Raw genomic sequence first — 12,442 nt, forward strand, 5'->3', positions numbered from 1 at the left:
CACCGTACCGGTGACGCTTACCACAGAGGCTGGAGCCCGCCTGGGTGAGTGAGTACTCTCTCACCATATGAGCGCTTCAGGACGCGACCGGCTATTGGCCGAGGCGCTGAAGCTGTTCGCGGCCAAGGGATACGCGGCGACGTCGGTGGCCGACATCCAACGCGCGGCCGGCCTGGCACCCGGCTCCGGCGCGCTCTACAAACACTTCGGCTCCAAACGCGAACTGTTGGAAGCGGCCGTCGCGCACCGGATCGACAGCATCGTCGCTGCGCGAGAACAATACGACGCCGGAGACCCCGGCGGCGTCGAGCACGCGGTGCGCACGGCGGGCCAACTGATCTGGAGCAACTTCAAACAGAGCGAGGACTTGCTCAAGGTCATGTTGCGCGAACCCGACGAACTCGGCGATCTCGACGAAAAGACCTGGCAAGTGATCACCGACAACGCCTATCAGCGGTTCGCGGACGAACTGACCGCATCCAACCGATCGGGCCGAACCCAGATACCGGATCCCGAAGCCATTGCGGCCACCGCGATCGGCTCGCTGTCCTACGCCGCAACCCTGCAAGCGCTCACCGGCCGTTTACCCGGCAACATCGACGAAGATCGCTACTTCCAGGCGTGGGTAGCCCAGACCGTCAGCGTCATTACGCACTACCGGACCCCCAAACCCAGTTAATTCCAACATATTTCAGGAGCGAGATCGTGACATTCTCCATGCAACTCAGCGACGACGTGATCGAGGTACGCGATTGGGTACACAAGTTCGCGGCCGACGTGATCCGGCCGGCCGCGGCCGAATGGGACGAGCGGGAGGAAACCCCGTGGCCGGTGATCCAGGAGGCAGCAAAAGTAGGCCTGTACTCCCCCGACTTTTTCGCACAGCAGGCCGCCGAAGCGACCGGGCTCGGCATGCTCACCGCCTTCGAAGAGATGTTCTGGGGTGACGCCGGTATCGCCCTGTCGATCATGGGCACGGGTCTGGCCGCGGCGGCGTTGGCGGGCAATGGAACTCCCGAGCAACTCGGGCAGTGGCTACCCGAGATGTTCGGTACCGCCGAGGAACCCAAGCTCGGCGCATTCTGTTCGTCGGAGCCCGACGCAGGTTCCGATGTGGGTGGGATCCGGACCCGGGCCCGCTATGACGAGGCCAGCAACGAGTGGGTGCTCAACGGCACGAAGACCTGGGCCACCAATGGCGGTATTGCCAACGTGCACATCGTCGTCGCCTCGGTCTACCCCGAACTCGGGACGCGGGGGCAGGCCAGCTTCGTTATCGGTCCGGACACCAAAGGCCTTGCGCAGGGCCAGAAGTTCAAGAAGCACGGCATCCGCGCGTCGCACACCGCCGAAGTGGTGCTCGACAATGTGCGGCTGCCCGAGGACGCGATACTCGGTGGGCGGGAGAAGTTCGAAACAAGGATTGCCCGGGTCAAGTCCGGCGCGTCTGCGGGCGGCCAAGCCGCGATGCGGACCTTCGAACGCACCCGGCCCACCGTCGGCGCGATGGCCGTCGGCGTAGCCCGCGCCGCGTATGAGTACGCGCTCGACTACGCCTGCCAACGTGAACAATTCGGTCGCAAGATCGGTGAGTTCCAGGCTGTGGCGTTCAAGCTGGCGGACATGAAGAGCCGCATCGACGCGGCTCGACTGCTGGTGTGGCGGGCGGGGTGGATGGCTCGCAACAACCAGAATTTCGAGTCCGCGGAAGGCTCGATGGCGAAACTGGTCGCCAGCGAGACCGCTGTCTACGTCACCGACGAGGCCATCCAAATCCTGGGCGGCAATGGCTACACGCGCGACTATCCCGTGGAGCGGATGCACCGGGACGCGAAGATCTTCACCATCTTCGAGGGCACCAGTGAGATTCAGCGCCTGGTGATTTCGCGGGCACTGACCGGGCTCGCGATCCGCTAGGCCGCGCCTGCCTGCTCCCCTCGGCGAGCAGACAGAGAATCGCACTCTGATTGGCCAATACGTGCGATTCTCTGTCTGCTCGGCGTGGGAGGATGTGCCCCATGCCAGTGCTTGCGCTCTCTGAAACAGACGACGACACGGTCGTGGGCTCGGTCGCCACCATCGACAGCGTCGCGGTGGCCGGGTCCGCGACCACCGCGGGCAGCGTCGCGGTCGCCGGTTCGGTTGCCACAGCCGGCAGCGTCGCGGTCGCCGGCTCAGCCGCCACCGCAGGCAGTGTCGCGATCGCCGGCTCGGCGGCCACCGCAGGCAGTGTCGGAGTGATCGCGAGTCTGCTCACCGTGGTGTGTATCGCGGTTCGGGAATGCGTGGCATGCCTGGCATGCATTGCCTGCACCCAGTGCGTCGGCTGCATCGCGTGTGTGCGTTGCACCGACTGCATCGGCTGCATCGGTTGCGTGAACTGCTCTGGCTTACGAAACGCCCGGGGTGCCAGGAACATTCACCTCAAGCCCGTCGAGTGAACAAGACCGCCGCGGGAGCCATCCTGTGGAGCGGCGGGGTCTTGGGATACCTGCTCCTGGAAGCGATTGCCGCCACCGGTTATCGACCGAGCTATAGCTACGTGCACGACTACATCAGCGACCTGGGGGTGCGGGGCACCCGGACGCCGCTGATGCACGCGGCCTTTTACTTGCAGGGCAGCATGTTTCTGGCCGGGGCAGCGCTGATCGCGGGTGTGCGCGGCACCCGGGCCCGGCTGTTTGTGGCGTTGGTCGCCGCCAATGCGGTTGGCAATTTCGTGGTCGGTACGGCGCACACCGGCAAGGTGCACGTGGCCGGGGCCGCGCTGGCGCTCGTCGGTGGCAATGCCGCCATCCTGGCCGGTGCCGCAGTCGTCGGCCCGATCCGACGGTGGTATCGAAGCGTCTCGAATATCATTGCGGCCGTTGGCTTTCTGTGCCTGTCACTGTTGGTGACCGGTATCGTGATGCCCACCGGTGTGGCCGAGCGCGGCAGTGCGTACTCGATCTTCCTGTGGCAGTTGCTGACTGCCTGGCTGCTGTGGCGACGCGGCCGTTCGACGGTCACTTCCCGGTGAAGTTGGGCGGCCGTTTCTCCAGGAACGCGCGCGGCCCCTCTTTGGCGTCGGCCGAGGCCATCACGGCCATACCGAGTTCGAGTTCACGCGCGAACGCGTCGGCCTCGGTCTTCTCCAGGTTCTCCACCACCGAGGCCTTGATATTGCGCACGGCCAACGGGCCATTGGCCGCCACTTGCTCGGCGATCTCGCGTGCCTTGGCCATGGCACCCCCTGTGGGCGTGACGTGTCCGACCAGGCCGACCTCGTAGGCACGCTGGCCAGAAATTGGAGTCCCGGCGATCAGCATCTCCATCGCGACGGTATACGGGATCTGACGTGGCAATCGGATCGTCGAGGCGCTCATTGGGAACAGACCGCGCTGGACCTCGCTTATTGCCAACTGCGCATTTTCGGCCGCGACCCTGATATCGAATGCCTGCAGGATCTCCATCCCACCCGCATAGCAGTAGCCCTCGACAGCGGCGATGATCGGCTTCTTGACGTAGTGGTCTTTGAGAAAACCCTTGTAAATCAACGAGAAGTCGCTTTTGACCCGCTCCTCGTACTCGTTCTGCGGCGGTTCTCCGGCGATCAGCGCGCCCACTAACCGATCCAGATCCGCGCCGGCGGAGAAGTTTCCGGCGGCCCCGGTCATGATCGCCACGCGCAGATCCGGGTCGTCGTCCAGCAGGTCCCAGGCATCGGCGAGTCGGCACAGCACTTCCGGATTGAAGGCGTTGCGCTTTTCCGGACGGTTGATGGTGATCGTGAGGATGTGCTGGTCGCGTTCGACGAGCACTGCCGGTTCTGCCACGTACTGGTGTCTAGCACGAATTGCGTGAGCTAGGCCTAGATCGGGATCAACACGCTGCGTGCTGGACTATCCGGCACCAGAGGTCGGCTGAAACCCGGACTGCGCTACCGCGACCGCAACACAGTTGCCGATCGGGCCCTTGTGGTCGACGAGCACCGCCGAACCGGTGGCCACCCCGTCGTCGCTGTAGTGCGTGAGCGAGGCGAGCCCGAGATGAGGTCCCTCGGGCAGCCGGCTGACGGTGAGCGTGTAGTCGACGTTGATGAACTGCAAGCCCTGCGTGCCCCAGTTTGCGATCGACGCGGTGATGTCGCCTGCCATTGCCGCACGCGTGAAGGCCGTCATCGGCTCACTGTCGACAAGGGGCCGAGTCTCTTGGATCCAGGTGTATTTCGGCCCGAACGTCTGCGCCCAGTCCGGATCGGGATTCTGAACTCCCGTGCCCCACCCGTAAGTTCGGATGAACAGCGACTGAGCCTCGTCGGGATCGTCCGGAAGCGGCGGCATCTGCACAGGCTGCGACCATACCTGGCCATTGGGTTGTGCATCGCGGCGCAGAAACAACGCGCTCGCTTGCGCTACCGGGTTCCCGTCCTGCACCACGACAGCCTCGACGAGGCGCAGGCGGCGGCGGTCTTGGAGCATGCGGGTGTGCACCTCAAGGGGCTTCGGCGCGGTCGGTCGCGGCAGATCGACCGTGAGGCGCGCGGGTTGGAACTGCGGATCGTCGACCGCGCGTTCGACCGCCCAACCGAGCAGGCCGCCGACCACGTGGCCGCTCAACGAGGGGCCCCACCCTCCGCGGGCAATTCCGGTCGGCACGTAGCGGCTGTCGTCACGAACGAAGTACGGCAGCGGCGCCGCTGAATTGCCGTTATCGGGATTGCCTTGCACAACGTGTTTCTACAACACAGCTCGGTGCCGGCGCGTCACGGCCTACTATCGGCGCCTACTTCCAGGCGAACGGCGGTTGTTCAAGCTCGTCGACCGGGTCTGGCCGGCCTTCCAATCCCAGCCACCGCAGTTGCAGCAGCACCGCGCCCGTCGGCGCATGGATCAGGTCGTTGCCCAGTGGGATCTGCACCACTGGCCGAGGGCTCTCCGGGATGCTGATATAGCGCGGTGAATCCTCGCGTAGCAATTGGTGCAGCCCGACCCGGTAGACCGCGAGCACCTCGTCCGGCGCCGGATACAGATCAAGCCGGCCGCCGCCCCAAATGACCACCGGGGTGATGACGTACCCGGACCGGGTCGGGTAGTCGTCGAGCTGACCCAGTACCGCCGAGTCCGGCAGTCTGACACCGACCTCCTCGTCGAGTTCCCGCAATGCGGCGTCGATGACAGTTTCACCCGGGTCAAGGCGCCCACCGGGTAGTGCCCATTGCGCGGCGTGAGTACTGAGCCGACTTGTCCTGCGGCACAACAGGAACGCCGCTCCGCCGGCGACGTCGACCATATGGCCGTCAAGACCCTCCTCGGGCAGGGGTCGGCCGCCGATCCAGTCGTCGACCGGAGCGGGATCTACCCGGTCCTCGCCCACCTCGGAATCCACCAGCACCACTGCCACGGCCGCGTGCCGCTTGGTCGGGTCCGTCACGGTACGGCGCTCGTGACCCGCCAAGCGCGCCCGGATCTGGTCGCGCAGCGCGTCGTCGTATGCGATGGTCACCATCCGACCATATGCCCCGCTAATCGGCACTTCGTATAGCGGTCAGACTAGCCGGCTGCAAACGTGACCGAGCACTCATAGTTAGGGCACTAACTAATCGCGTACAATCGAAGGCGTGGCCCGTCCGGCCGCTGATCCACCGTCACCGTAGGAGCAACCATGGCGATCGATCGCCCAAATATGCTGCAGTACATCGGCTTTTCGTACGGCCGCGTCCTGCCGGCATCGATGCGCGACTGGGTAGCCAATGACCTGGCCGGCCCGGGCGCCATTCGTCGGCACATGATCCGAATGGCGATACCGCCCCTTTTCGTGCTCGCTCCGCTGTGGCTACTGCCCGCGTCGCTGTACGTGCACCTGGAGATGACGGCGCCGATCTATATCTGGTCCCTGCTGATCGCCTTGGCCCTGAACAAGGTGTGGCGGCGGCACCGACTGGCCCAGCACGGGCTGGACCCGACTCTGGTCGACGTGCTCAAACGCCAGAAGCAAGCCCACATCCATGACGACTACGCGCGCCGCTACGGACCCCGGCCCGAGTCGGCCGAGTGGCAGGCAAACAGCAGCCCGTTCTGATCCCGAGTCACGAAGGGACGACACAGCCGTGCCCCCCACGATCGCCGCGGACCTCGACCCGCTGTCCTTGCAACGCCAGGTTTGTTTCGCCCTCGCGGTCACCAACCGCGCGGTACTCGCCGTCTACCGCCCGCTGCTGGAGCCGCTCGGTCTGACCCATCCGCAGTACCTGGTGATGCTCGCGCTCTGGGACGAGGCGAAGTCGGATGCAGGTCGGAACGGAAAAGCCCTGTCGGTCAAGGAAATCGCCGCACTACTTCAATTGGATTCGGCCACGTTGTCGCCGATGCTCAAACGTCTGGAATCTCAGGGACTGATCACCCGGACACGCAGCTCGACCGACGAGCGGACCACGCAGGTGGCGCTGACCCGCCAAGGCCGCAATCTGCGCCGACAGGCGCTGAAAGTTCCGTTAGCGGTTGTGGAGCGCCTCGGTGTCGAACTATCGGAACTCGAGCACCTGCGCGAGGTACTCACCCGGATAAACACAGCCGCCGTGGCGGCGGGCGCGCTGCGCGCCTAGCGTCGAGCCCAAACCGAACGAGCCCCGCAAACAAGGGCAGTACTGTAAGTCGTACAGTACGATGCCTAGGATGGCGGGCCGCGTCGACCACAAACCTACCTTCTGCCGCATCTGCGAGCCGTTGTGCGGCATGGTGGCCACGATCGAGGACGGCCGACTGGTGGCGCTGCGGCCCGACAAGCAGCACCCGTTGTCGTCGGGTTTCGCTTGCCAGAAGGGCATCGCCTTCACCGAGGTCGTCAACGACCCCGACCGGGTACGGACGCCGTTGCGCCGCACCGCGTCCGGCTTCGAGCCAGTCTCGTGGGATGACGCCCTCGATGACATCGCAGCGCGTCTGGACGACATTCACCGCAAGCACGGATCGGGGGCGTTTGGCTGGTATTTGGGCAACCCGGCCGCATTCAGCTACAGCCACTTGTTCGGTGCGATGTCGTTCGCCAAGGGCGTCGGTCGGCACAGCCACTTCTTCACGTCGTCCTCGCAAGACACCAGTAGCCGACTGATCGCCAGCCAGCTTCTCTACGGGTCGCCGATGTCGGTGCCGATCCCCGACCTGATGCGGACCGACCTGTTGATTCTGATGGGAGCCAATCCCGTTGTCTCCCATGGTAGTTTCCTAACCGCTCCGCGCATCCGGGATCGGATGCACGATATCGTCGACCGCGGTGGGCGGGTGATCGTGATCGATCCGCGCCGCTCGGAGACCGCCGCCCAGTTCGACTGGTTGGGTATCGTGCCCGATTCCGACGCATACCTGCTGCTGTCGTTGTTGCAGGTGATGTTCACCGATGGCTTGGTCGACGCGGCGGCCGCGCGCGCCGACGGCGTGACGTGGCTGCGGAACCAGTGCGCGCGTTTCGCTCCCGAGAACACCGCGCGTCATACGGGCATCGCACCCGATACGGTGCGCGTGCTGGCCAGGGACCTGGCCACGACACCGCGCGCCGCCGTCTACGGACGTCTGGGCACCTGCGTCGGTCGGCACGGCACGCTCACCACCTACCTGATCGATGCGGTCAACTTCATCGCCGGCAATCTCGACCGACCCGGCGGCAGTGTTTTCAGCACGCTCGGGATGCCGGGACAAAAATGGGGACTCAAGGCGATGGGCTGGTCGCTACGACAGTCCTACCGCCGCAAGCGGACTCGCGTCGGTGGCGCCCGTACCGCCATCGGCGCGGAACCCGCCGCGCTCATGGCGAAAGAGATCACCACGGCCGGCGAGCGCCAGATCAGGGCGTTGTTCGTCGGCGCGGGCAATCCGGTGCTATCCGTGCCCAATGGCGACGAGCTGGAGCGCGCGGTCGGGCAACTGGATCTCATGGTCGGTCTCGACCTGTACGTCAACGAGACGACGGCGCACTGTGATTACGTGCTGCCCGTCACCACGATGTACGAACGCGACGACTTTGCGGTGACTTTCCAGACGTTTCAGGCCACGCCGTTCCGGCAGGCTACCGCGGCGGTCGTCGAACCCGTCGGCCAAGCGCGCACGGAGTGGGACATCATCGCCGACCTGATCCAGCGGACCAAGACGCGCACGCCGTTGTTCCTGCTGCTACGAGCGCTGCGGCGCTGCGGGGTCCGGCTACATCCGAGACCGTTGGTGGACATCATGATTCGCATGGCTGACGGTGGTAATCGGTTCGGAATGAGGCGCGGCGGCCTGACTTTTCGCCGCCTGATCGAACAGTATCCACATGGTGTGGTGGTCGCACCGGAGCTGCGGACCGGCGTGCTGGACGAGGTGGTCGCCTACCGCGCCGGTCGAATTCGGCTGCGCCACGACGACATCACCAGCGAGATTGCCGCCCTGTCCCGACGAAGCGCTCCTACGGCTTATCCGATGCGGCTGATCGGCATGCGGGAACCGCGCTCGGAGAATTCGTGGTTGCACAACTCACCAATCCTGATGCGCGGCAACCGCTCCCAGCGCGCCGTAATGCACTCCGCCGACGCGGACCGGCGCGGAATCACAACCGGTGACACCGTAACCGTGTGCTCGCCGTTCGGCCAGATCACAGTCGCCGTCGAGTTGACCACCGATATCGTGCCGGGCACCATCGCCGTGCCGCATGGTTGGGGCCACAAGGGCACCGGGAGATGGCATTTGGCCAACAGCGCCGGCGGCGCCAATGTCAACCAGCTGACCTCCAGCGACCCTGACGACCTCGAGGCGCTGGCCGGAATGTCTTGGCTGACGGGTATTCCGGTGGAAGTGGCCGCTCACGGATGACGCACGCGCGTCGACGCGCGTCAGCCGGTCGGGGCCGCGGCGAGATCCGCGCCACCGTTGGATCCGGCCGTCTCATTCAGTTCGGCGAAGGCGGCGACGAACGCATCGGTCACTTCATGCGTGTCGTCGAACGTCGCGTCGTCGGCGAGTACTGCGACGCTGAGTTGGTCAACGTAACTCCACACGGTGATATTGAGTGCCGCGCCGGCGGCAAGCGGGCCGATGGAATAGAACTCGGTAACCACAGCTCCAGCGACGCGGCCGCGTTCTCGCGGTCCGGGGACGTTGGAGACGATCAGGTTGAACAATTGGTTGGGCGCCTCACGTCGTGACATCCACCCGAAGGTGGCGCGAGTGACCGTCGGCGGGACGAACTCCAACCACCGGCCCACCAAAGTGGGCCCCAGCAGTTGATGGTCCTCTTTGGCGATCCGCGTCGAGGTGCGGATCAGCCGCAGTCGCTCCATCGGGTCGGCGATCTGCACCGGCAACGAAACCAGCATGGTGGCAAGCGCGTTGCCGGTGATGCGGTCGGGTGAGACGTCGGTGGCAGTGGGGATCGACGCGACCAACGGCCGGTCGGCGGGTTCTGAGTAGCTTCGCAGGATCTGCCGCAGCGCTCCCGCGGTGACCGTCAGTACCAGGTCGTTGACGGTCACTTCGAGCTTCTTGCTCAGCGCTTTGACGTCGGCGAGAGGCAGTGATGCGCTGGCGAATGTCCGGCCCGGCGTGAGCTTGTGATTAATGAAAGTCGGCGGCGGGTCGAATCGGGCGGCCAGCTCGGGATGGGCGAACCGCTGCCGCGCGCGACGCTGCATCCGGTAGGAGCCGACGACCCCGTCTCGTACCGCCGAGGGCAGCGTGCGAATCCGCGCCAGGTGGTCGCGTACCGCGAACCGCACGACTTCGCTTGTCGTGGGCATGGGCGTGGGCGTGGGTGCCGGCGCGTGGGCCGGCCTCGGCTCCGAATCCGACAGCGCGCGCGCCATCAGGTTCGCCGATGCGACGCCGTCGGCCAGCACGTGATGCACCTTCCCGATCACCGCGACGCGGTCGTCGGCTAGCCCCTCGGCGTAATAGAACTGCCATAGCGGACGGCTGCGATCCAGCGGGGTGCTCGCGATCGCGCCGATCACGGCGTCGAGTTCCCGCCGGCCTCCCGGCGCCGGGACGTACACCCGCTGCAGGTGATAGTCGAGGTCCAGGTCGGCGTCCTCATGCCAGACCGGGCGGTGCAAGTGCCATGGTGTCGCCATCATCTGGAAGTGCATCGGCTCGAGGACGGGCAGCCGGTCGCGGAAAACGTCGCGGAACGCTTCGAAAGTCGCCCGGCCCTCGAAACCGGTGATGTCGACGACCGCGACCTTCAGGGTGTGCTGGTGCACGTTGGGCGTCTCGCTGGCCAGCATGAACACATCCCACCCACTGAGTCGCTTCAATCGCCGCTCCTCTCGGTGAACCGATGCGCTACCTGGCGGCGCGCTGAACCGAACGAGAAGCGGGCAACCGGCGGTGCACCGATTCCACAGCCCGCACGAGTCCCGGGACGAATGCCGCCGGCGACAACGTGCATCCGGCGTGGCCGGTTTCGACCGGAACCAGCTCGGCGTCCGGGATGCGATCGGCCAGCCATTGCTGCCGCTGAACACCGAAAGCGCGGTCTTTCATCGTCACCACCACCGCGGTGGGCACGTCGATCTCGCCTACCCAGCTCGTCGAATCGAATCGGACGACCTCGGCGATGGCGCGGGTGATGCCACCGGGAGATGTCGCGCGCGCCTGACCCAGGACCCATTGATAGTCGGGAAGGAATCCGCCGCTCACCGCCGCCGCGGGGCCGTAACGACGCGGCGTGGGCGTCAGTGTTTCGATGAGTGACGCGAACAGACCGGTGGCCACCCGCTCGTAGCGGGCCCGACTGACCGCCGCCGTCGCGGCGCACAGCACCAACCCGTCGACCCTGGCCCGGTGGCGCCGCCACACCAGTTGCGCGACCAGAGACCCCATCGAGTAGCCCACCGGAACGAAGCTGTCTATATCGAGCACATCGGCTAGCGCGGCGACGTCGTCGGCGCAGTCCTCGAACAGCAGCCGGGCCGGCGTAATGCCCTGGCCGTGGCAACGCTGGTCAAAGACCACCACCCGGCCAAATTCACGCAGCCTTTCCAGGGCCGGATACCAGGTCATCAGTCCGGTGCAGGCCAGCGAATGCAACAGGATGTAAGTTGGCCCATCGCAAGGTCCATCGCAAGGTCCCGAGTCGACGACGTAGGTGCTGCCCCGGCCGGGCAGCTCTACTTCGACTCCGACCGGTAGCTCCCCGACCGGTGCCAGCGCGGGCACCTTCAGTAGCCGTTGCATTGGCTCATGTTAACTGTCGCCAGCCGAACCAGGCGGCGATAAACCGGCCCGAAAATCGCAGCCAGGTTCGGCTCGGAGCCCAAACCCGGACCCTGCGGCGCTCATACCGTCGAGGACATACTCCGCCAGCGTCTCGCGTTCGCCGTCTGCGACCTCGAACATCAGCTCGCCACCGGCCTGCAACAGCATCCGCGACCGCAACCCAAGTGCTTTGAGCGCCTGGTCGATGTTGATCATCGCCATTTTGACGACGTCGGCCGCACTACCTTCGACAGTCGCAGCGACGGCAGACCGTTCGGCGCTTTCGCGCGCCGAACGATCCTTGCTGGTCAGATCGGGTAGGTAGCGACGCCGATCCGCCACACTTGCCGCGTACCCCACCGCGCGCGCCTCCTCGATCACCGCCGCCTCGTCGACAAAATGCGCCCAGATGGCCGCGTCGAGCTCCCGATAGGTCGCGGTCATCAGGCCGGTGAAGTCGTGGCCCGCCACGAACGCTTCCCATAGCCGCGGGACGTTGTCCAGGTCGGGATCCGACGACGTGAGCCGGCCGGTGGCGGTGCGGGTCTGGTGGAACGTCGGGTGGATACGCCCATCGGGGGCAACCGAAACCAGCGCGTCGACTTGGGCCGGTACGACGGCCGATACGGCGATGCCGGTGGCCTCCATTTCGGTCAACACTTGCTGAACCGGCAATTCCATCCGGCCCAATAGCGACGACGAGTCGATTCGTGCCAACTCCTCGTCCAGCACATCGGCCAGGTCGAGCACCGCGCAGGTCCGCAGGATCAATGCACCATCAGAATAGTGTTGCGGCCCAACAGCTTCCGCAGGTAAAGCGCAGCGCATGTGGTGCACCAAGAGGTCATTGAGTGCCAAACTGCGGCGCTCGGGAAGCAACAGGTGAGCCGCGAGCGCCGTGTCGGAGGTGACACCGCGCAGCATCCAACCGCGGCCGGCCAGCGCATGCCGCGCTGGCTTCGCGTCGTGTACCGCTTTGGGCGGGCCGGGATCGGCCAGCCAGGATGCCAGCGCTTCTTCGTCATCGGGCGTCAATGCGGCGAGATCGATATAGCGGCCGTCACCGTCCGCGGCGACAATCGCCAGCGCGTTTGCTGTGCCGCCGTACGCCGAACCGTCACCGACGACTTCGAGTCCGAACCGATTGCCCAGACTGTGCTCGGACAGCCAGGCGGCGAGCTCACCGGCTTGCAGCGCCCGCCCACGTACGTCGAAACCGTTCGACACCCTGTTCATCC

At 65.5% G+C, this 12,442-nt stretch carries 12 protein-coding genes and 1 pseudogene; 7 read left to right on the forward strand and 6 right to left on the reverse strand.

From position 1 onward, the window contains the following. Positions 1-67: 67 nt before the first annotated feature. From A5634_RS20235 to A5634_RS20250, 4 genes are all read left to right on the forward strand, one after another. Positions 68-679 (forward strand): TetR/AcrR family transcriptional regulator, encoded by a 612-nt coding sequence (locus A5634_RS20235; RefSeq protein WP_065145799.1) that lies wholly within the window; start codon positions 68-70, stop codon positions 677-679. A 26-nt stretch (positions 680-705) separates the two neighbouring features. After that, positions 706-1,917, forward strand: a complete 1,212-nt coding sequence (locus A5634_RS20240) for an acyl-CoA dehydrogenase family protein (protein WP_065145800.1) — start codon at positions 706-708, stop codon at positions 1,915-1,917. A gap of 101 nt (positions 1,918-2,018) precedes the next feature. Next, complete coding sequence (locus A5634_RS20245) at positions 2,019-2,441, forward strand: hypothetical protein (RefSeq protein WP_065145801.1); 423 nt, start codon at positions 2,019-2,021, stop codon at positions 2,439-2,441. After that, the gene (locus A5634_RS20250) at positions 2,438-3,019 is read left to right on the forward strand and encodes a DUF998 domain-containing protein (protein ID WP_065145802.1); all 582 of its coding nucleotides are present in this window, start codon (positions 2,438-2,440) and stop codon (positions 3,017-3,019) included. Before A5634_RS20245 ends, A5634_RS20250 begins: the two co-directional genes overlap by 4 nt. On the opposite strand, the gene A5634_RS20255 is transcribed toward A5634_RS20250, so the two are convergent. From A5634_RS20255 to A5634_RS20265, 3 genes are all read right to left on the reverse strand, one after another. Beyond that, entirely contained in the window at positions 3,006-3,815 is an 810-nt protein-coding gene (locus A5634_RS20255) for a crotonase/enoyl-CoA hydratase family protein (protein WP_065145803.1), read from the reverse strand. The genes A5634_RS20250 and A5634_RS20255 overlap by 14 nt on opposite strands. Before the next feature lie 66 nt (positions 3,816-3,881). Next, positions 3,882-4,670 (reverse strand): thioesterase family protein, encoded by a 789-nt coding sequence (locus tag A5634_RS20260; protein ID WP_437339997.1) that lies wholly within the window; start codon positions 4,668-4,670, stop codon positions 3,882-3,884. A 94-nt stretch (positions 4,671-4,764) separates the two neighbouring features. After that, entirely contained in the window at positions 4,765-5,484 is a 720-nt protein-coding gene (locus A5634_RS20265) for an NUDIX hydrolase (protein ID WP_065145855.1), read from the reverse strand. A gap of 159 nt (positions 5,485-5,643) precedes the next feature. On the opposite strand from A5634_RS20265, the gene A5634_RS20270 reads away from it, so the two are divergent. From A5634_RS20270 to A5634_RS20280, 3 genes are all read left to right on the forward strand, one after another. Continuing rightward, positions 5,644-6,060: a DUF5313 domain-containing protein gene (locus tag A5634_RS20270; RefSeq protein WP_065145805.1), complete on the forward strand. Its 417-nt coding sequence runs from the start codon at positions 5,644-5,646 to the stop codon at positions 6,058-6,060. 28 nt (positions 6,061-6,088) lie between these two features. Beyond that, positions 6,089-6,583, forward strand: coding sequence for a MarR family winged helix-turn-helix transcriptional regulator (locus A5634_RS20275; RefSeq protein ID WP_065145806.1), 495 nt, complete (start codon positions 6,089-6,091; stop codon positions 6,581-6,583). A 70-nt stretch (positions 6,584-6,653) separates the two neighbouring features. After that, a complete protein-coding gene (locus A5634_RS20280) occupies positions 6,654-8,822 on the forward strand; it encodes a molybdopterin-containing oxidoreductase family protein (protein ID WP_065145807.1) in 2,169 nt (722 codons plus the stop codon). Between the two features lie 20 nt (positions 8,823-8,842). Here A5634_RS20280 and A5634_RS20285 read toward each other — a convergent pair whose 3' ends face one another. From A5634_RS20285 to A5634_RS20295, 3 genes and pseudogenes are all read right to left on the reverse strand, one after another. After that, entirely contained in the window at positions 8,843-10,261 is a 1,419-nt protein-coding gene (locus tag A5634_RS20285) for a WS/DGAT/MGAT family O-acyltransferase (protein ID WP_065145808.1), read from the reverse strand. A 28-nt stretch (positions 10,262-10,289) separates the two neighbouring features. Continuing rightward, the gene (locus tag A5634_RS20290) at positions 10,290-11,183 is read right to left on the reverse strand and encodes an alpha/beta fold hydrolase (protein ID WP_065145809.1); all 894 of its coding nucleotides are present in this window, start codon (positions 11,181-11,183) and stop codon (positions 10,290-10,292) included. Positions 11,184-11,276: 93 nt separating this feature from the next. Continuing rightward, a pseudogene (locus tag A5634_RS20295) lies at positions 11,277-12,431 on the reverse strand (DNA polymerase); the annotation flags it as partial. Positions 12,432-12,442 lie beyond the last annotated feature (11 nt).

The sequence above is a fragment of the Mycobacterium asiaticum genome, from assembly GCF_001673365.1.
Taxonomy (GTDB): Bacteria; Actinomycetota; Actinomycetes; order Mycobacteriales; family Mycobacteriaceae; genus Mycobacterium; species Mycobacterium asiaticum_A.